19 protein-coding genes and 1 pseudogene are annotated in these 20,182 nt (G+C 61.6%); 9 read left to right on the top strand and 11 right to left on the bottom strand.

Going from position 1 to position 20,182, the window contains the following annotated elements; translation table 11 throughout:
• Window positions 1–57: 57 nt before the first annotated feature.
• From trpB to J3D60_RS21520, 4 genes are all read left to right on the top strand, one after another.
• A complete protein-coding gene (gene trpB / locus J3D60_RS21535; protein ID WP_253492706.1) occupies window positions 58–1,284 on the top strand; it encodes a tryptophan synthase subunit beta in 1,227 nt (408 codons plus the stop codon).
• Complete coding sequence (trpA, locus tag J3D60_RS21530; protein ID WP_065926830.1) at window positions 1,285–2,094, top strand: tryptophan synthase subunit alpha; 810 nt, start codon at window positions 1,285–1,287, stop codon at window positions 2,092–2,094.
• 135 nt (window positions 2,095–2,229) lie between these two features.
• On the top strand, window positions 2,230–2,670 hold the full coding sequence (locus J3D60_RS21525; protein ID WP_027608136.1) for an anti-virulence regulator CigR family protein: 441 nt from the start codon (window positions 2,230–2,232) through the stop codon (window positions 2,668–2,670).
• A gap of 162 nt (window positions 2,671–2,832) precedes the next feature.
• Window positions 2,833–4,485, top strand: coding sequence for a BBE domain-containing protein (locus J3D60_RS21520; RefSeq protein ID WP_253492705.1), 1,653 nt, complete (start codon window positions 2,833–2,835; stop codon window positions 4,483–4,485).
• 36 nt (window positions 4,486–4,521) lie between these two features.
• Here J3D60_RS21520 and J3D60_RS21515 read toward each other — a convergent pair whose 3' ends face one another.
• From J3D60_RS21515 to J3D60_RS21490, 6 genes are all read right to left on the bottom strand, one after another.
• Complete coding sequence (locus tag J3D60_RS21515) at window positions 4,522–5,832, bottom strand: MFS transporter (RefSeq protein ID WP_027608138.1); 1,311 nt, start codon at window positions 5,830–5,832, stop codon at window positions 4,522–4,524.
• 115 nt (window positions 5,833–5,947) lie between these two features.
• Window positions 5,948–7,096 (bottom strand): galactonate dehydratase, encoded by a 1,149-nt coding sequence (dgoD, locus tag J3D60_RS21510; protein ID WP_003170741.1) that lies wholly within the window; start codon window positions 7,094–7,096, stop codon window positions 5,948–5,950.
• Window positions 7,097–7,143: 47 nt separating this feature from the next.
• Entirely contained in the window at window positions 7,144–7,764 is a 621-nt protein-coding gene (locus tag J3D60_RS21505) for a 2-dehydro-3-deoxy-6-phosphogalactonate aldolase (protein WP_253492703.1), read from the bottom strand.
• A 1-nt stretch (window position 7,765) separates the two neighbouring features.
• Window positions 7,766–8,731, bottom strand: coding sequence for a 2-dehydro-3-deoxygalactonokinase (locus J3D60_RS21500; protein WP_065937890.1), 966 nt, complete (start codon window positions 8,729–8,731; stop codon window positions 7,766–7,768).
• 177 nt (window positions 8,732–8,908) lie between these two features.
• Entirely contained in the window at window positions 8,909–9,235 is a 327-nt protein-coding gene (locus tag J3D60_RS21495) for a DOPA 4,5-dioxygenase family protein (protein WP_027608141.1), read from the bottom strand.
• 31 nt (window positions 9,236–9,266) lie between these two features.
• Window positions 9,267–10,217, bottom strand: coding sequence for a LysR family transcriptional regulator (locus J3D60_RS21490; RefSeq protein WP_065937891.1), 951 nt, complete (start codon window positions 10,215–10,217; stop codon window positions 9,267–9,269).
• A gap of 103 nt (window positions 10,218–10,320) precedes the next feature.
• Here J3D60_RS21490 and betC point away from each other — a divergent pair, with 103 nt between their 5' ends.
• The 3 genes from betC to J3D60_RS21475 all read left to right on the top strand — a co-directional run bounded on the left by betC (window position 10,321) and on the right by J3D60_RS21475 (window position 14,494).
• Window positions 10,321–11,835: a choline-sulfatase gene (betC, locus tag J3D60_RS21485; protein ID WP_065937892.1), complete on the top strand. Its 1,515-nt coding sequence runs from the start codon at window positions 10,321–10,323 to the stop codon at window positions 11,833–11,835.
• A gap of 16 nt (window positions 11,836–11,851) precedes the next feature.
• Window positions 11,852–12,766: a choline ABC transporter substrate-binding protein gene (gene choX, locus J3D60_RS21480; protein ID WP_065937893.1), complete on the top strand. Its 915-nt coding sequence runs from the start codon at window positions 11,852–11,854 to the stop codon at window positions 12,764–12,766.
• A gap of 159 nt (window positions 12,767–12,925) precedes the next feature.
• Window positions 12,926–14,494 (top strand): SulP family inorganic anion transporter, encoded by a 1,569-nt coding sequence (locus tag J3D60_RS21475; protein WP_253492702.1) that lies wholly within the window; start codon window positions 12,926–12,928, stop codon window positions 14,492–14,494.
• On the opposite strand, the gene aroE is transcribed toward J3D60_RS21475, so the two are convergent.
• Both aroE and hemF read right to left on the bottom strand, forming a co-directional pair.
• Window positions 14,495–15,316 carry a shikimate dehydrogenase gene (aroE, locus tag J3D60_RS21470; protein WP_253492701.1) on the bottom strand — a complete coding sequence of 274 codons (822 nt, stop codon included), beginning with the start codon at window positions 15,314–15,316 and terminating at the stop codon, window positions 14,495–14,497.
• A complete protein-coding gene (hemF, locus tag J3D60_RS21465) occupies window positions 15,316–16,248 on the bottom strand; it encodes an oxygen-dependent coproporphyrinogen oxidase (protein WP_065926822.1) in 933 nt (310 codons plus the stop codon). The genes aroE and hemF overlap by 1 nt, the downstream gene beginning before the upstream one ends.
• A 176-nt stretch (window positions 16,249–16,424) precedes the next feature.
• Between hemF and J3D60_RS21460 the strand changes: the two genes are divergently transcribed.
• Window positions 16,425–17,402 carry a quinone oxidoreductase gene (locus tag J3D60_RS21460; RefSeq protein WP_065937897.1) on the top strand — a complete coding sequence of 326 codons (978 nt, stop codon included), beginning with the start codon at window positions 16,425–16,427 and terminating at the stop codon, window positions 17,400–17,402.
• A gap of 91 nt (window positions 17,403–17,493) precedes the next feature.
• Here the strand turns inward: J3D60_RS21460 and J3D60_RS21455 are convergent, their stop codons facing one another.
• From J3D60_RS21455 to J3D60_RS21445, 3 genes and pseudogenes are all read right to left on the bottom strand, one after another.
• Complete coding sequence (locus J3D60_RS21455; protein WP_027608149.1) at window positions 17,494–18,051, bottom strand: L-threonylcarbamoyladenylate synthase; 558 nt, start codon at window positions 18,049–18,051, stop codon at window positions 17,494–17,496.
• 75 nt (window positions 18,052–18,126) lie between these two features.
• Window positions 18,127–19,230, bottom strand: coding sequence for a DNA-processing protein DprA (gene dprA, locus J3D60_RS21450; protein WP_253492700.1), 1,104 nt, complete (start codon window positions 19,228–19,230; stop codon window positions 18,127–18,129).
• 118 nt (window positions 19,231–19,348) lie between these two features.
• Window positions 19,349–19,486 (bottom strand): annotated as a pseudogene (locus tag J3D60_RS21445) (peptidoglycan-binding protein); the annotation flags it as partial.
• Between the two features lie 135 nt (window positions 19,487–19,621).
• Between J3D60_RS21445 and def the strand changes: the two are divergent.
• Window positions 19,622–20,128, top strand: a complete 507-nt coding sequence (gene def, locus J3D60_RS21440) for a peptide deformylase (RefSeq protein WP_005783383.1) — start codon at window positions 19,622–19,624, stop codon at window positions 20,126–20,128.
• Window positions 20,129–20,182 lie beyond the last annotated feature (54 nt).

Genomic DNA, 20,182 nt, shown 5'->3' with positions numbered 1-20,182 from the left:
TGAGGGGTAGAGTGGCCGTCATTGCTTCCCATACAGAATTCCTACCTGGAGCGTCCCATGACTCAGTCCCAGACCGATCTGCGCAACGGCCCTGACGCCAACGGCCTGTTTGGCGCGTTTGGCGGCCGCTACGTCGCCGAAACCCTGATGCCGTTGATCCTCGACCTGGCCCGCGAATACGAAGCGGCCAAGATCGATCCGGCGTTCAACGAAGAATTGGCCTACTTCCAGCGCGACTACGTCGGCCGCCCCAGCCCGCTGTATTTCGCCGAGCGCCTGACCGAGTTCTGCGGCGGCGCCAAGATCTACCTCAAGCGCGAAGAGCTGAACCACACCGGCGCGCACAAGATCAACAACTGCATCGGCCAGATCCTGCTGGCGCGGCGCATGGGCAAGAAACGCATCATCGCCGAGACCGGCGCCGGTATGCACGGCGTAGCCACGGCCACCGTGGCCGCGCGTTTCGGCCTGCAGTGCGTGATCTACATGGGCACCACCGACATCGAGCGCCAACAGGCCAACGTGTTCCGCATGAAGCTTTTGGGCGCTGAAGTGATCCCGGTGGTCGCCGGCACCGGCACCCTCAAGGACGCCATGAACGAAGCCCTGCGCGACTGGGTGACTAACGTCGACGACACCTTCTACCTGATCGGCACCGTGGCCGGCCCGCACCCGTACCCGGCGATGGTGCGCGACTTCCAGGCCGTGATCGGCAAGGAAACCCGCACCCAGCTGCAAGCCCAGGAAGGCCGCCTGCCGGACAGCCTGGTGGCATGCATCGGCGGTGGCTCCAACGCCATGGGCCTGTTCCACCCGTTCCTGGACGACACCAGCGTCGAGATCATCGGCGTTGAAGCGGCCGGCCACGGCATCGAGACCGGCAAGCACGCCGCCAGCCTCAACGGCGGCGTACCGGGCGTGCTGCACGGCAACCGTACCTTCCTGCTTCAGGATGAAGACGGCCAGATCATCGACGCCCACTCGATTTCCGCCGGCCTCGACTACCCAGGCATCGGCCCGGAACACGCCTGGTTGCACGATATCGGCCGTGTCCAGTACACCTCGGTGACTGACGATGAAGCCTTGGACGCGTTCCACAAATGCTGCCGCCTGGAAGGGATCATTCCTGCCCTGGAAAGCGCCCACGCCCTGGCCGAAGTGTTCAAGCGCGCACCGACCCTGCCGAAGGATCACCTGATGGTGGTCAACCTGTCCGGCCGTGGCGATAAAGACATGCAGACCGTGATGCACCACATGGAACAGTCTCAGCAGGAGAAACACTAAATGAGCCGCCTGCAAACCCGCTTTGCGCAACTCAAGGAACAAAACCGCGCCGCCCTGGTGACCTTCGTCACGGCCGGCGACCCGGGTTATGACACCTCGCTCGCGATCCTCAAGGGCTTGCCCGCTGCGGGCGCCGATGTGATCGAGTTGGGCATGCCCTTCACCGACCCGATGGCCGACGGCCCGGCCATCCAACTGGCCAACATCCGCGCGCTGGAAGCCAAACAGAACCTGCTGAAAACCCTGCAGATGGTGCGTGAGTTCCGCAAGGACAACAACGACACCCCGCTGGTGTTGATGGGCTACTTCAACCCGATCCACAAATACGGTGTGCCTAAGTTCATCGCTGACGCCAAAGAGGCCGGCGTCGACGGCCTGATCGTGGTCGACATGCCGCCAGAACATAACGGCGAGCTGTGCGACCCGGCCCAGGCCGCAGGTATCGACTTTATCCGCCTGACCACGCCGACCACCGATGACGTGCGCCTGCCGACCGTGCTCAACGGCAGTTCCGGGTTCGTGTACTACGTATCCGTGGCCGGTGTGACCGGTGCTGGCGCTGCGACCCTGGAACACGTCGAGGAAGCCGTGACCCGCCTGCGTCGGCATACCGACCTGCCGATCAGCATCGGTTTTGGTATCCGCACACCGGAACAGGCGGCCGCCATCGCGCGCCTGGCCGATGGTGTGGTGGTGGGCTCGGCCCTGATCGATCACATCGCCAATGCCAGTAACGATCAACAAGCAATCGATGGCGTATTGAGCCTGTGCGCGGCGCTGTCGGAAGGTGTGCGCAACGCCCGTAAGTAAGCGCCATGTAGCGAGAGGTAAAGTTCCTGATACAGAGGAATCAACGCGCGCAATCACGGCCTAAACAGCAAGACCAAGGGATTTCGAACCGCGTTCGAGATCCCTTTTTTGTATGCGTGCCCTGAGGAATACCCGATGAAAATGCCTAAATCCGTGATTGCAGGTCTTGGTGTGCTGGTGCTTGGCGCCAGCGCCCTGGTGCAAGCCGCGCCGCCTGACCAGCGGGGTGACGACCGTGGCGGCCCGCAAGGTCAGCACGAGCAACGTGGCGACGACCATCGCGGCCCGCAGGACAACCGTCGCGGAGGCCCGCCCCAGGACTTCGGCCCGGTACGCCAGATCATTCACGACAACCACGGCCAGTTCTCCCGTGGCGCACCGCCGCCGCCGAATGTGCGCCTGGTGCGCGGCCAACCCCTGCCGCGCGGCTACTACGGCGAGCGCCTGGACAACCGTGCGCTGGCGCGCCTGCCGGTTTACCCGGGTTATGAGTGGCGCCGTTCGGGGCCGGATGTGGTGTTGATCGCGGTGGGTACCGGTATCGTCTATGAAATTCTGGACGGCGTGCTGAACTGATCCGGGCTTTTTCCATATAGGCTAGGCTTGAGGGGGAACACACTCCCTCAACACACTTCGTGCCTATTGCCGTCTAACCACCTCTGCAAGTCACGCCTTCTTGCGTTGCCGGTCGTTAAGTTAGCTGCATCAGAAGTCATTATCGTCTCCCAGGAGTCCATCATGGCATTTGATCTCATCACCCCCTCGGACCGTCGTCATTCCACGTTGCAAAAGGGTTTCAACCTGCGCTGGCCATTGGGTAACGTCCAGGGCGAGTCTTCACCCAACGGCGCCAACCTCATCTACCTCTGCCGCAACCCACAAGACATCCTCGACGCAGCCGCCCAGGCCCTGGCTATGCCCAACGGCCGCATCACGGTGCGCAGCGGCGGGCATTGCTATGAAGGATTCGTCTCTAACAAGATGCCGGATGCGCCAGGCGAGGTGTTGTCGATCCTGGACATCGGCCAGATGAACCAATTGGCCTACGACCCCAACGGGCAAATCGGCTCCGTGCTGGTACCCGCGTCGCCCCATCGCTATGCATTCCGGCTGGAGCCCGGCTGCCAGAACTGGGATACCAGCGTCGCGCTGTACAAATTGGCAGGTAAGGCGCTGCCCAGTGGATCCTGCTATTCGGTGGGACTGGGCGGGCATATCTGCGGTGGTGGCTATGGGCTGCTGTCGCGTAAATACGGGCTGGTCTGCGACTGGCTGGACGGCGTCGACCTGCTGGTCGCCAATGCTTCCGGCTCAGGTCTTGAACCTGTCCATGTGTCCCGTAACAGCCTCGACACCGATGAGCTGGACCTGTTCGCCGCCTGTTGCGGCGCCGGTGGCGGGCAGTTCGGCATCATCACCAGTTACTATTTCAAGACGCTGCCGCCAGCCCCGGAGGAAGTGCTCTGGCTGCCATTGGAATGGGACTGGTCAGACCTCACACGCACCGCCCTCGAACGTTTGCTGCACGCCTATCAAAACTGGTTCGTGGACCATCAGGCCGACCCGGCAACCTGGGGCCTGGCCACCAAACTGGAAATGCGTCATCTGAACACTGGCAACGTGACCCTGGGCATCCACTACGTCGACAAGGACGGGAAGCTCGATGACCTGGCGCCTTTCAACGACTTTGTCAGCAGCATGCAGGCCGCGGTGGGCGTCAGTGCGACAGAGTCGCTCCTGCCGTTCCACGTCGTGCATCAGCCACGTGGTCGGCAAAAGGGTCGCCGGATCGATTCACTGCGGAGCGCCCACAAAAGCGCCAGGCGCCTGGACTGGTTGTACGCCACCCAATCACTCAACGGCTCCGGCGACAATCAGCGCGGCCGGTATAAATCGGCGTATCAGAAAGGCGGATTTACACAGCGCGTGCTGGATGCGATCTGGACGACGCTGAACTTGCCGGACGATCAGCAATACCTGACCCAAAGCCTGATCCAGATCCAGTCATTTGGCGGGCGCATCAACCAGATGGACGGCCCGATCCTGGCCCAGACGTCAGCCGCGCAACGCTCCTCGTACCTCAAATGGCAACCGCAGTGTTACTGGCACGCCGACGATGACGCCATCGACCGCGCCCATGCCGACTGGATCCGCGGCCTCTATTACGCTGCATTCACCAACGGCGTTCCCAATGACCCGGAGTTCGAGGGCTGCTACATCAACTACCCCGACCTGGACATGACCCACCTCGGTGGCAATCCCGCGAACCCCAGGAACCCTCTGTGGTATGGAATTTTCTTCCCCAACACGATCATCGAGAACCGCCTGCGCCGAACCAAGCAACGCTGGGATCCGTTGAATGTGTTCCGTAACGAAATGTCGGTGCCCTGAGCCCGGCCAACGGGCGGCCCGCAGGCCGCCCACTGTTTACAGCTCGATCCGCTCGACCTTGCCCACCAGCAGCACATAGGAGAGTGCGCCCAACAGCGCCAGCACGGCGATGTAAGTGATCGCCGGGGCAAACGAATCGCCGCTGGCCAGGAAACCGATGACGATCGGCGTGGCAATCGCCGCCAGGTTGCCGATGAAGTTGAACACCCCGCCGGTCAGTCCCAGCAGACGTGCCGGGGCAAGGGTCGAGACCAGCGACCAGGTGATCGAGGCCAGGCCATTACCGAAGAACGCCAAGGCCAGGAAAGCGATGACCAACGGTGTCGATTCGACGAAGTTGGCGCCGATGATCGCCGTCGAGATCAACAGGCCGCTGATGATCGGCAACTTGCGGGCAAACCCCACCGAAGCGCCACGGCGGATCAGCCAGTCGGAAAACAACCCCGAACACAACACGCCGACGAAAGCCGCGAGGAAGGGCAGTGACGCGAGCATGCCGGACTTGATGAAGTCCATGCCGCGGTATTTCACCAGGTAGGTCGGGAACCAGGTCAGGAAGAACCACAACGTGGAGTTCAGGCAGAACTGCCCCAGGTAGATACCCCACAACTTGCGCTTGCTCAGGACAATGCCCAGGTCGACCCAACTGAAGGGCGCCTTGCTCTTGCTCGCTTGGGCGCTCAAGTCCACCAGCCCGCCGCCTTCGCGGATCAACTCGATTTCAGCGGCGTTGACGCCTTTGAAGTCCCGAGGCTCGCGATACAGGGCATACCAGATCGCCGCCCACAGAATGCCCACGCCACCGGTCACGACAAATACCATGTGCCAGCCGTAATGGTGCTGCAACCAGGCCAGGACCGGCGTCAGGAACGCCAGCCCGACAAACTGCCCGGAGGTGTAGAAGCCAATGGCCGTGGCGCGCTCACGCTCGGGGAACCAGCTGGTGACCACGCGACTGTTGATGGGGTAAGCCGGTGCTTCCAGGGCACCCACCGCCATGCGCAGCACAAACAGCGCGATGAAGCTGGCGGCAAAACCGAGCATCACGGTGGCGATGGACCACAGCAACAGGGCGGCGGTGTAGAGGATACGCGGCGGCACCCGGTCCACCAGCCAGCCGCCGGGGATCTGCATGGCGGCGTACGTCCAGCCGAACGCGGAGAAAATCAGCCCGACATGTACCGGGTCGATGCCCAGCTCACTGGTCAGCGCTGGAGCGGCAATCGACAGGTTGCTGCGGTCGAGGTAGTTGATCACCACGGTGATAAACAGCAGCACCATGATGAAGTAGCGCTTTCGGGTAGGCGTGACTAAAGAAGCCTGCCCGCTCAAGGATTCAGGTTGCATGGTAGGTGCCTATTCTTATGTTTGTTGAGGATGGGACTTCTGCAGAAACCGGATCAACATGTGGGAGGAGGCAAGCCCCCTCCCACATGTTTGACCGTGTTCTTTCAGGCAGACATCACCACTCGGCAAAGCTGCCGTCGGCGTGGCGCCAGATCGGGTTGCGCCAGCGGTGGCCGATGGCTGCGCGTTCGATCACGTATTCCTCGTTGATCTCGATCCCCAGGCCCGGCCCGTTGGGGATCTTCACAAAGCCCTGGTCATAGTCGAACACGCCCGGGTCGCGCACGTAGTCGAGCAGGTCGTTGCTCTCGTTGTAGTGAATGCCCAGGCTTTGCTCCTGGATAAACGCGTTGTAGCAAACCGCATCCAGTTGCAGGCACGCCGCCAAGGCAATCGGGCCCAGCGGGCAGTGCAGGGCCAGGGCCACGTCGTAGGCTTCGGCCATGTTGGCGATCTTGCGGGTTTCGGTGATACCGCCCGCGTGGGAAGCGTCCGGCTGGATGATGTCGACGTAGCCTTCGCTGAGCACGCGCTTGAAGTCCCAGCGCGAGAACAGGCGCTCGCCCAGGGCAATCGGGGTGCTGGTCAGGGGCGCCAGTTCCTTGAGGGCTTCGTAGTTTTCGCTGAGCACCGGCTCTTCGATAAACATCAGTTTGTACGGGTCGAGTTCTTTCATCAGCACCTTGGCCATGGGCTTGTGCACACGGCCATGGAAGTCGACGCCGATGCCGACGTTAGGGCCGACCGCATCGCGCACGGCCGCGACGTTGGCCAGGGCCAGGTCGACTTTTTCGAAGCTGTCGACGAACTGCAACTCTTCGGTGCCGTTCATTTTCACCGCGGTAAAGCCACGGGCTACAGCCTCTTTGGCGGCGCGGGCAGTGTCGGCCGGGCGGTCGCCACCGATCCACGAGTACACGCGAATCTTGTCGCGTACCTGGCCACCCAACAGGTCGCTGACCGATACGCCCAGGGCCTTGCCCTTGATGTCCCACAGCGCCTGGTCGATACCGGCGAGGGCGCTCATGTGCACGGCGCCGCCACGGTAGAAGCCGCCGCGGTAGAGCACGGTCCAGATATCTTCGATATTGCGTGGGTCCTTGCCGATCAGGTAGTCGGACAGTTCCTCGACCGCCGCAGCCACGGTGTGAGCGCGGCCTTCGACTACAGGCTCACCCCAGCCGGTCACGCCCTGGTCGGTCTCGACCTTGAGGAAGCACCAGCGCGGCGGGACGATAAAGGTCGTCAGTTTGGTGATTTTCATCTGTTATCTCTCTTATAGATGCAGCGCCAGGGGCGCGGAACTTGATCTCAGCTCAGGGCTTTCCAGGCGGCGACATAAGCCTGGGCGCGGCTCGCTACCTGACCCACTGTCATACCCGGTTTGAACAACCCGGAACCCAGCCCGAACCCCTTGGCGCCGGCGTCGATAAACACCTGCATGTTGTCCGGGGTAATGCCGCCCACCGGCAGCAGCAACGTGCCTGCCGGCAATACCGCCAGCCACGCCTTGATCACAGAAGGGCCCATTTGCTCGGCCGGGAACAGCTTCAACACGTCGGCGCCTTCGTCCAGCGCGGCGAACGCTTCGGTGGGCGTGGCCACCCCCGGCGACAGGTACAGGCCAGCGGCTTTAGCGGCGCGCAGGACCTTGGCATCGCTGTGGGGCATGACGATCACTTGACCACCGGCAGCTTTCACCTGCTCGACCTGCGCAGGCGTCAACACCGTACCGGCGCCGATCAGGCAATCGGCGGGCAGGCTGTCGCGCAGGGTGCGGATGCTGGTGTAAGGATCGGGCGAGTTGAGCGGGACTTCGATCACGCGAAAACCGGCGTCGTACAGCACCTGGCCGACCGCCAGGGCTTCGTCCGGGCGCACACCGCGCAGGATCGCGATCAAACCGTTTTGTGCCAGTGCTTGCTTGAGCATGTCAGGCCTCCGTTGCAGGTTGAGTGAGCCCGGCGGCCACTGCCAGTTGCCACAGGCCGCGCTCGGTCGCTTCCTGCGCCAGGCTGACGTGGGCGAAACCGCAGAGGGCGAGGGCGCGTTGGTAGCGCACGCAAAGCGGGCCAGCGCCCACCAGGATGATGGGGACGAGCCGTGCACTGGCTGGCAAACCGGCCAGTTCATGGCCGATCAGCAGGCCGGACAGGTAATCGGGCTGCTGCTCAGGGGTAAGTTCGGCAGTCAGCCCAAGGGTGCGCGCACTGAACAAGGTCGACAGCACGCCGCGCTGGCCATCGTTCGACAGCGCCACTTGAACGCCGCGATCAAAAGCCTCGGCCTGGAACTGCGCGGATACCTTTTGCGTACGCCCCAGCAGGCTGTGCTTGCTCAGCACCGCGAACAGTTCACCGGTCATGAAAGTGTCGAAGTGGGTGATGCAACCTTCCACCACCTCGACCCATTTGGAATGGCTGCCGGGTAGGCCGATCAACATTTCACCGTTGGCCGACAGGCTTTGCAGCACACCCAGCACCTGGGTTTCTTCACCGCGCATCACATTGGGCAAACCGACCTGCTCGATCACGCCGGGCACGATATGCACATCGACGCCGCGCAGGCTGCGCACCGTGTGCAACGCCTGGCCCAGGCTGGCGACGTCGACCGGCGTATTGCGATATGCCGCCTCGCTCCAGCCCTGGGCGCTGCCGACCATGCCGCAGGCGATCACCGGAAGATGGGGTTGGGCGTCGAGCCAGTCGCCGCATGCCGCATCGAACGCCAACTCGAAGCCATCGCTGCAGTGCACACCGCCGATGTCCCGGGGCTCACTGGGCAAATGCATGATGCCCGACGCCAGCGAGCGCTGTTCCAGCACGACGCCTGCGGGCCCGAGTTTATAAGCACGAAGGGAGCTGGTCCCCCAATCGAGCGCGATCAATTGCGCCTGCATCGCTTCACCTGAAATGAGTGGGTGCTGAAAAAAGCAGATGGGCGAATATAAACCTATGGCCTGCAATATCTCAATATATAAATAACAGTCCCATATAGTGAGACGAAACAAGATAAATCCTACAACTTCCTCGCCTTTTACTGCGGGAAGAAGCAGGTTTTATCTGATAAAGAGAGGTTAAAAAACCGATAGATCCAGCTCGCGCATCGCACCCATCCAGATCGCGTGATCGGTGTGATCCTTCAGCTCATCGCCGGTTTCAGGGTGCAGGAACACCACCAGCCCATTGCGATGCAGCGCCAGCCACGGCAGCACCACGCCAATGTATTCGGCATCGAACGCCAGCTGGCAGCTCCAGTCCGGGTGCGGGCCTACGGGCCGTTCATGCACACGGCCCATGCGCAGCGGGAACAATTTCGCGCCGTCTTCACATAGGGTGCGCGCCTGGTCGATGGTGCTGGCGTCAAAGTAGATATGGGCGTGGTAACCCTTGATACGTTGCATGACGGACTCCGGATCCAATGTGCGGCAAATCCTAGACCGCAATCGACGGCAGGGCCAGTCCGGTCAGGGACTGCGCGCTGCTGGCCTGTTCTGCCTGCAACCAGTCGACGAAACGTTCGACCAACTGTCCACGTCGCTTGCGCTGGGGCTGCACCACGTAATAGCCAAAGCGCGAAATCACCGTGTCGCTGATCGGTCGGCACAACCAGTTCTGTTCCAGCAGGTTATCCACCAAATGGCGCCAGCCGATCGCCACCCCTTGGCCGGCAATCGCTGCCTGGATCAATAAGGTGTAGTTGTCGAATCGCAGCTGGCCGGGCGTGGGCGTAGCGGTGATGCCCAGCTCGCGGAATACGCCACTCCAGTCGAACCACTGGCTGTTGTTTTCCTGGCGCAGGTGCAGCAACGGGTAGTCGGGCAAGGTGTGCACAGTCAAAGGCCTGGCCTGCTCCTTGAGCCATTGCGGGCTGCACACCGGGAATACCTCCTCGTTGAACAACCACAGGCTGTCGCCCTGCTTGAAACGGCCATCGCCAAACAGCACCGCCACGTCGATGTCGCTGCGCAGTGTCGCGTGGTTGCGCTCGCTGGTTACCAGGCTCACGTCCACCTGGGGGTTGGCGGCGTGGAAGCGATGCAGGCGCGGCATCAGCCAGTAGGCGGCGAACGCGAAGTCTGTGGCCACTTGCAGCACTTCGTGCTGGTCCTGCTGGGTGATCACACTGAGGCCCTGGTTGATGCTCTGCAAACCGCCTTGCACATGCTCGAACAGCAGGGCGCCGGCGTCGGTCAGTTCGATGCCCCGATAGATGCGGTCAAACAGGCGGATCGTCAGTTGTTCTTCAAGGCGCTTGATCTGCTGGCTGATCGCCGGCTGAGTGGTGCCCAGCTCCATCGCAGCGGCGGTAAAGCTGCGATGGCGCGCGGCCGCCTCGAATGCGCGTAGCAGGTCGAGGGACAGGTCTCCAAGGGCTTCATACATAAGCTGTGCTTATCCTAGACATTGCTCGTCATGGGCTTTACCCCATTTTTCATGGACTGCATGCTCATTCGCATAAACACCGCCTATGGAATGCCGAAGACCCATGAAGCGCAAGAACATTCTTTTCATCATGGCCGATCAAATGGCCGCGCCGCTGCTTCCGTTCTACGGACCTTCTCCGATCAAGTTGCCGAATTTGAGCCGCCTCGCCGCACAGGGCGTGGTGTTCGACGCGGCCTATTGCAACAGCCCGCTGTGCGCGCCCTCACGCTTCACCCTGGTCAGCGGCCAATTGCCGAGCAAGATCGGCGCCTACGACAACGCGGCGGATTTTCCCGCCGATGTGCCGACCTATGCCCACTACCTGCGGCGCCTGGGTTATCGAACCGCGCTGTCGGGCAAGATGCACTTCTGCGGCCCCGACCAATTGCACGGCTATGAAGAACGCCTGACCAGCGACATCTACCCCGCCGACTATGGCTGGGCGGTGAACTGGGATGAGCCGGACGTACGCCCCACCTGGTACCACAACATGTCCTCGGTGCTGCAAGCCGGCCCGTGCGTGCGCACCAACCAACTGGACTTCGACGAAGAGGTGGTGTTCAAGGCCCAGCAGTACCTGTTCGACCACATCCGCGAAGACGGTAACCAGCCGTTCTGCCTGACCGTGTCGATGACCCATCCCCACGACCCGTACACCATTCCCAAGCCATTCTGGGACCTGTACGACGACAACGACATCCCCTTGCCCGCAACGCCGAACCAGGAAGATCTCGACCCGCATTCCCAGCGTCTGCTCAAGGTCTATGACCTATGGGACAAGCCGCTGCCTGTGGATAAAATTCGCGACGCCCGCCGCGCCTACTTCGGCGCATGCAGCTACATCGACAGCAATGTCGGCAAGCTGCTGCAGACCCTGGAAGACACCGGCCTGGCCGACGACACGATCATCGTTTTCTCCGGCGACCACGGCGACATGCTCGGTGAGCGCGGCCTCTGGTACAAAATGCACTGGTTTGAAATGGCCGCCCGCGTGCCGCTGCTGGTCAGTGCGCCGGGGCAATTTGCGCCGGGCCGGGTGACCCAGGCCGTGTCCACCGCCGACCTGCTGCCCACCCTGGTGGAGCTGGCCGGCGGCGAGCTGGACCCGCGCCTGCCACTGGACGGTCGCTCGCTGGTCCCGCACTTGCAGGGGCAGGGCGGGCATGACGAAGTCTTTGGCGAATACATGGCCGAAGGCACCATCAGCCCATTGATGATGATTCGCCGTGGTGCCTGCAAATTCATCTACAGCGAAGACGACCCTTGTCTACTGTTCGATGTGCACAACGACCCGCACGAGCGGGAAGACCTCAGCCAGTCACCGGAACACCGGCCACTGTTCGAGGCGTTTTTGAATGAGGCGCGGGCCAAATGGGACATCCCGGCGATCCACCAGCAGGTACTCGCCAGCCAACGCCGTCGTCGCCTGGTGTTCGAGGCGCTGACCCAGGGCAAGCTGAAGAGCTGGGATCACCAGCCACTGGTGGACGCCAGTCAGCAATACATGCGCAACCATATCGACCTCGACGACCTGGAGCGCAAGGCACGTTATCCACAACCCTGCCAAAACCAATAAGTACAGAGGGAAGGCCATGCAAAAGTTAACTGCAGTAGTGGGCATGTTGGTGCTAAGTAGCGCCAATGCGTATGCGGACACCCGCTGTGAGACCGTGAAGATGGCCGATCCAGGCTGGAGCGACATTGCCGCGACCAACGCCATTACCGGTTTCCTGCTGAACGGCATGGGCTACAAGGCCAAGGTCGACACCCTGGCGGTGCCGATCACCTTCGGCGGGCTCAAGGACGGCCAGGTGGATGTATTCCTGGGCAACTGGATGCCGGCGCAGCAGGGCTTCTACGACAAATTCGTGGCCAACGGCGATGTGGTGCAGTTGGCGAAGAACCTCGACGGCACCGAGTTCACCCTCGCCGTGCCGGATTATGTGTGGGATGCCGGGGTGCATGACTTTGCCGACTTGAACAAATTCGCCGACAAGTTCGACAAGAAGATCTATGGCATCGGTTCCGGCGCGCCGGCAAATATCTCGCTGCAGGAGATCATCAAGAAGAATGACTTCGACCTGGGCCAGTGGAAGCTGATCGAGTCCAGCGAACAGGCGATGCTCGCCGAGGTCTCACGGGCGGTGAAGAAACAGCGTTTCGTCACCTTCCTCGGCTGGACGCCACACCCGATGAACGTGCAACTGAAAATGCACTATCTCAAAGGCGGCGAGAAATACTTCGGTGATACCGGCAGTGTGTATACCTTGACCCGCAAAGGGTATGCGCAGGCCTGCCCTAACGTCGGCAAACTGCTGACCAACCTGAGCTTCACCCAGGAGATGGAGAACAGCATCATGGCTGAGGTGGCCAACAACAAGGTCAGCAATGCCGACGCGGCGAAGGCGTGGATCAAGGCGAACCCGGCTGTATTGGACAAATGGCTCGACGGCGTGAAAACAGTGGATGGCCAGGATGCGTTGCCGGCAGTAAAAGCCAAACTCTAGGGCCTTGCGCTATTCCAATGTGGGAGGGGGCTTGCTCCCGATAGCGGAGTGCCAGTCAGAGAGATTTAGACGGGTCCACCTATATCGGGAGCAAGCCCCCTCCCACAAGGACCAGTGTGTACTGATACCCTGAGTCAAACCTTTTCAGCCGAGTTATAAATGCCCCGGCCCAACCGCCATACACTCTTCCCCTTCCTCAGCTGGCTCCCGCGTCAAACCCGAGCCACTGTGAGCCGTGACGCGCTGGTCGGCCTCAGCGGCGCCGTGCTCGCGCTGCCCCAGTCGATTGCCTACGCGCTGATCGCCGGTCTCCCACCGGAGTACGGTCTGTATGCCGCCATCATCCCGGTGCTGATCGCCTGCCTGTGGGGTTCATCCTGGCACCTGATCTGTGGCCCCACGGCAGCGATTTCCATCGTGCTGTACGCCAGCGTCAGTCCGCTGGCCGTGCCGGGGTCTCAGGACTACATCACCCTGATCCTGTTGCTGACATTCCTCGCCGGGGTATTCCAGTGGCTGCTGGGCATGCTGCGCTTTGGCGCGCTGGTGAACTTCGTCTCGCATTCGGTGGTGCTGGGTTTTACCCTCGGTGCCGCCGTGGTGATTGCTCTTGGGCAGCTGCCCAACCTGCTGGGCCTGGATTTACCGAGCCAGGCCACAGCGATAAATAGCCTGCTGGCGCTGATCGACCACGCTGGCGAGTGGGACCACGCCTCCCTTGCCCTTGGGCTCGGTACTTTGCTGTTGGGCGCGTTGCTCAAATACCTTGTGCCTCGCTGGCCAACGCTACTGATCGCACTGACCCTGGGTAGCCTGGCAACGTGGCTATGGCCGACGATGTTCGGACATGTGGCGCTGGTCAGTTCGTTTATCGGCAAGCTGCCACCGTTCAGCCCGTTGCCGCTGGATCCGGACATGATCCTGCGCCTGCTGCCCAGCGCCGTTGCGGTGGGCATGCTGGGGCTGGTGACCAGCCTGTCGATTGCCCGTTCGCTGTCGGCCCGTTCGCAACAATTGCTCGATGCCAACCAGGAAGTTCGCGCCCAGGGTTTATCCAATATCGTTGGCGGATTTTTCTCCGGGTATCTGTCGGCAGGGTCGTTCACCCGCTCCGGCCTCAGCTATGAGGCGGGTGCCTGTTCGCCGTTGGCCGGGGTGTTTTCCGCAGTATGGGTGGCCTTGTTTGCGCTGTTTGGCGCTGCATTGATCGCACATATTCCGATCCCGAGCATGGCCGCCAGCATCTTGCTGATTTCCTGGGGCCTGGTGGATCGTCGGGGTATTCGTGCGTTGTTCCGCGTGAGCCGCGCAGAGTTCGTAGTGATGAGCCTGACCTGTGTCGCCACCTTGTTGCTGGAGTTGCAAACGGCGATTTATGCGGGGGTGTTGGCCTCGTTGTTTTTCTACCTTAAGCGCACGTCGCAGCCACGGGTTCAACAATGGCGTGATGGGGGAGAGGATGTGTTGCGCGTCGGAGGGTCGATCTTCTTTGGCGCCAGCCATTACCTGCAAGTGCGCCTGCAAAGCTTGCAGGGTGAGCGGGTGGTGATCGAGGCGCAGCAGATCAACTTTATCGACTATTCCGGGGTGGAGATGCTGCACCAGGAGGCGCGTCGTTTAAGCGGGCTGGGCCGTAGCCTGACATTGCGCCGCGCCAGGCCGCAGGTAGTGGAAGAGTTGAAAAAACTGGAGGGGGCCGATAAATGCCCCATCCAGTTTGAAGATTGATTACTGCGCCAACTGTCGGCGCAGTTCAGCCAACACCGGCGCCGAATCCGGGCGCACACCGCGCCACAGGAAGAACGCTTCGGCCGCCTGCTCCACCAGCATGCCCAGGCCATCCATCGCCACGGCTGCGCCTTGCTCACTGGCCCAACGGCAGAACGCGGTGGGTTCCTTGGCGTACATCATGTCGTAGCAAAATGTCTTGCCCGGTTCGATCAGGCTGCCGGCAATCGGCGGTACATCGCCTGACAGGCTGGCGGACGTGGCATTGATGATCACGTCCACCGGCTCACGCAGCCAGTCGAAACCACTGGCGGACACCGGGCCCAGGTCGTCGAACAGCTCGGCGAGCAATTCGGCTTTTTCCACGGTGCGGTTGGCGATGATCAACGAAGCGGGCCGTTCAGCCAGCAACGGCTCCAACGCACCCCTTACCGCGCCACCCGCGCCCAGCAACAGGATGCGTCTGCCTTGCAGATTCAAGCCGGCGTTTACCGTCAGGTCGCGCACCAGGCCGGCGCCGTCGGTGTTGTCGCCGAGCAACGTACCGTCGGCCAGTTTGCTCAAGGTGTTCACCGCCCCGGCGCGTTGTGCCCGTTCGGTGAGGCTGTTGGCCAGGCGGTAGGCGTCTTCCTTGAACGGCACGGTGACGTTGGCACCTCGGCCCTGTTGGAAAAACTCACGGGCACAGCCGGTGAAATCCTCCAGGGGCGCGAGCAAGGTGCTGTAGTCCAGTTGCTCGCCGGTCTGCTCGGCGAACATACGGTGAATCAGCGGCGACTTGCTGTGGCCGATGGGGTTGCCGAACACCACATAACGATCCATCAAACAGCCGCCTTGGGCGCGGCGATGCCCAGCCAATCGCGGTCTTGCAGGAAATAGTCGGTGAGGCGTGCTTCTTCGCTGCCGGCCTCGGCTTTCCAGTCGTAGCTCCAGCGCACTTGGGGCGGCAGCGACATCAGGATCGACTCGGTACGCCCGCCCGACTGCAGGCCGAAGAGGGTGCCACGGTCATACACCAGGTTGAACTCAACGTAGCGGCCGCGACGGAACTCCTGGAACTGGCGTTGCTGTTCGGTATAAGCGCTGGCTTTGCGGCGCTGCACAATCGGCAGGTAGGCGTCGATGTAGGCATCGCCGATGGCGCGAATGAAGGCGAAGCAGGTGTCGAAGTCCCACTCGTTCAAGTCATCGAAAAACAGGCCGCCAATACCACGGGGCTCGTTGCGGTGCTTGATGTGGAAGTAGGTATCGCACCAGGCCTTGTAGCGCGAGTAAACGTCCGGGCCAAATGGCGCGCAGGCCTGCTCGGCCACGCGGTGCCAGTGAATGCAGTCTTCTTCGTTGCCGTAGTAGGGCGTGAGGTCGAAGCCGCCACCGAACCACCACACCGGCTCTTCGCCTTCTTTTTCAGCGATGAAAAAACGCACGTTGGCGTGGGATGTCGGCACGTGTGGGTTGTGCGGATGAATCACCAGCGACACGCCCAGGGCTTCAAAGCCGCGACCGGCCAGCTCGGGGCGATGCGCACTGGCTGACGGTGGGAGGCCGCTGCCGAACACGTGGGAAAAGTTAACGCCGCCCTTTTCGATGACCGAGCCGTTCTCGATCACACGGGTGCGACCGCCGCCGCCGGCAGGCCGGGTCCAGGCATCTTCGATAAAGCGAGTGTCCGTCTCGAAGGTTTCCAGGGCGCTGCAAATGCGGTCTTGCAGGTCGAGCAGGTAGGCTTTGACAGCCTCGGTGCGAGTAGTCATGACATCACCTTGAATCGGGCAAAGCTACGCGAAGCCGTGGGGCGTCGGCGGCAAATGGGCGCACAGGATACCACTGCACTTGGACAGCACTGCACTTAGGAGCGCCGCAGTTGACGAAGATCAAGCTTAGGAGTCCGATAGGGGGCTACGCGAATTCGACCTCAGGAGAAGTGCAGATGGCCAAACGTATCCAGTTCAGCGCCCATGGCGGCCCCGACGTACTTGAATATGTGGACTACACACCGGCAGAGCCCGGCCCGCAGCAGGTTCGAGTGCGTAACGAGGCGATTGGCCTGAATTTCATCGATACCTATTTCCGCAGTGGCCTTTACGCGCCGCCGGCCCTGCCATCGGGGCTGGGCGCAGAAGGCGCCGGTGTGGTTGATGCGGTGGGCAGCGAAGTTACGCAATTTAAAGTCGGTGACCGCGTGGCCTACGGCAGCGGCCCACTCGGGGCCTACAGCGAGTTGCACGTGCTGCCCGCCGCCAACCTGGTGCACCTGCCGGACGACATCAGCTTCGAACAAGCCGCCGGGGCCATGCTCAAGGGCCTGACCGTGCAATACCTGCTGCGCCAGACCTATGAGCTCAAAGGTGGCGAGACCATCCTGTTCCACGCCGCCGCCGGTGGCGTGGGCTCCCTGGCCTGCCAATGGGCCAAGGCACTGGGCGTGAAGCTGATCGGTACCGTGAGCTCGCCAGAAAAAGCCGCCCTGGCCAAATCCCTCGGCGCATGGGAAACCATCGACTACAGCAAGGAAAATGTCGCACAGCGCGTGCTGGAGTTGACTGACGGCAAAAAGGTGCCCGTGGTCTACGACGGGGTCGGCAAGGACACCTGGCTGACCTCATTGGACAGCGTGGCGCCACGTGGCCTGGTGGTGAGCTTTGGCAATGCGTCGGGCGCGGTGGATGGGGTGAACCTGGGGATACTCGCGGCCAAAGGCTCGCTGTACGTGACACGGCCGACCCTGGCGACCTACGCCAACAATCCGGCGAACCTGCAGGTGATGGCGGATGATCTGTTTTCGATGATCAAGAGCGGCAAGGTGCGCATTGATATCAACCAGCGGTATTCGCTGGCGGAAGCGGCGAAGGCACAGACAGAGTTGTCGGGGCGACGTACCACTGGGTCGACCATTCTGTTGCCTTGAGGGTTTCTTAGGGGCAACCGCTGCTCCCACATTTGACTGGGTTGCCATGACGGACACAGTTCAAATGTGGGAGGGGCGGTGCGACGCGGTCTCAGGAAGGCCGCACCACCTCACCCGTTGCCAAATCGCGAATCAGGCTCGGGTTCTTGCGCCCACCCAGGGCACCACCCAGCACCAGATCCACCTGCCCGCGAAAGTACTGCTCCACGCGAATCCGCGTGCGCGCTGCCGGGCGGCCCTGGGGGTTGGCTGAGGTGGAGATCAACGGCCCCACCAGCGCGCACAAGTCCCGTACCAGCGGATGATCGCTCACCCGCAGCGCCACCGTGTCGTGCACACCGGTGACCCACTCCGGCAACAAATCCTGATGCGGCACCAACCACGTATTCGGTCCGGGCCAGGTGCTGGCCATACGTTCGATCCAGGTATCCGGGAAGTCTTCGAACAGAAAGTCGAACTGGCGAATATTGTCTGCCACCAGGATCAGGCCCTTGTCCACCGAACGGTTCTTGATCGCCAGCAGCCGATCCACCGCTTCTTCGTTCCAGGGATCGCAACCCAAGCCCCAGACCGCTTCGGTTGGATAGGCAATCACCGCGCCTGCGCGAATTTCTCGTGCGGCTTCCAGCACACGCCACCTGTTGACCATTGTTTACTCTCCGGACTAAAGCTCTGGGCAGTTTACCGATCTTCTTTACAAAACCTAGTTCCAAAAAACTGGCCGCTACAAAAGCTGCCCACGCGCAAGCCAGCGCCCGCTTTCGCAGATCACCAGGCCTTCAAGTTCCAACTCCGTGAGGGTCGCCAACACCTGGGCCAACGGCCGCCCACTGGCCAGCGCGAGGGCTTCGCTGGTATGGGGCGCCGCGTGCAACAGCGCCACCAACGGATGTATCACAGGCATCGGCGCCGGGCGCGACAATGCCTGCCAGCCACGCAAGCCTTCGAGGATGTGTTCAATGGTTTCCACCAGCATCGCACCGTCACGGATCAACTGGTGACACCCCTTGGCCCCCGGATGATGGATGGAGCCCGGGATTGCATACACCTCGCGCCCTTGCTCGGCCGCGAGCTTGGCGGTGATCAGCGAGCCGCTGGCCATGCTGGCCTCCACCACCAGCACGCCCAGGGACAGGCCGCTGATGATGCGGTTGCGCCGGGGGAAGTTACCGGCCTGGGGGGCGGCGTCCAGCGGAAACTCGGAAACCACGGCGCTGCCTTGGGCAATCATCGCCGCCGCAAGCCGTCGATGGCGCTGTGGATAAAGATTTTCCAGACCCGTGCCGAGCACACCGATTGTATGACCCCCCACATCCAAAGCGGCTTGATGGGCCGCACCGTCGATACCCAGCGCAAGGCCACTGGTGATGACAAAACCGGCGCTCGCCAGGCTGCGGGAAAATGCAACAGCCGTGTCCATGCCGGGACGGGATGCACGGCGGCTGCCGACCATCGCCAGTTGCGGTTTTTCCAGGATCCCGGGGTCGCCGGCGACAAATAAAAGCGGCGGGGCGTCATCTATCTGGGCGAGCAGTGCCGGGTACTCAGGTTGGTCCCACATCAGCAAATGCTGGTCCGGACGTTCCAACCAGGCCAACGCCTCACTGGCACCGTCGCGGATCTCATGGCTACGGCGGGCATCGGCGCTGATGGGTGACAACCCCAAGGAGCGCCACGCGCTGGCCGGGGCACTGATGGCCTTTGAAGCGCTGCCGAACGCTTCGATCAACAACCGAAAACGCTTCGGGCCTACCTCCGGCAGCCTGTGCAGGCGTAGGCGGGCTTCCAGTTCTGAAGGGGAAATTTCATTGCAGTTTGTCGAAAGCATCTGATCATCCTTGACCGGAACAAGCTGTGGATAACTCTGTTGGTAACTTATTTAGCAGGCTATTTATTGCGGTCGAGGGGCAGTCTCGAAATGGGGGGTAAAGCCCTTGGGACGTCGTAGTATTAAGAATGGGATTGTGTAACAAGAAATAGTGAATGGCCTGTTGCGTCGCTTGATCCAGCCGCGGGCCGGGCTCTGGAAGCAGGGCCATGGCGAACGGGGCCCATAGCAGCAAGACGAGTAGCGATTTCCTCATGGGGTGAATCTCCTTTATTATGTGCGTTCGCGTGAAATGCCACAGCCTTCGCGGCTTTCGGGCGTTTCACACCGGCCGTATGGGTCCATCCCACCGCCGATTTGCCTTTACCTCACATGTGCAGCAATTACGCTTATGGCTATTTTGAACATCCTCGAATTCCCCGACTCGCGCCTGCGCACAATCGCCAAGCCGGTGGCCGTAGTGGACGACAAGGTTCGTCAGCTGGTCGATGACATGTTTGAAACAATGTATGAAGCGCCTGGTATCGGCCTCGCCGCCACCCAGGTCAACGTGCATCTGCGTGTCGTGGTCATGGACTTGTCGGAAGATCGCAGCGAACCGCGGGTGTACATCAACCCCGAGTTCGAACCGTTGACCGACGAGATGGGCGAATACCAGGAAGGCTGCCTCTCGGTACCGGAGTTCTACGAGAACGTCGAGCGCCCGCTGCGCGTGAAGATCAAGGCCCTCGACCGCGACGGCAAACCGTTCGAACTGATTGCCGAAGGCCTGCTGGCCGTGTGCATCCAGCACGAATGCGACCACCTCAACGGCAAGCTGTTTGTCGATTACCTGTCCACGCTCAAACGCGACCGGATCAAGAAGAAGCTGGAAAAAAAGCATCGCCAGCAAGCTTGATGCCCTCCTTACAAAGGCTTGCTGCGGCAAGCCTTTTTCTTTTGTGACTGCTTT

This window comes from Pseudomonas sp. S3E17 (assembly GCF_024168685.1).
GTDB lineage: Bacteria > Pseudomonadota > Gammaproteobacteria > Pseudomonadales > Pseudomonadaceae > Aquipseudomonas > Aquipseudomonas marginalis.
Note: the sequence above shows the minus strand (reverse complement) of the source record. Positions and strands in the feature narration are given on the sequence as shown.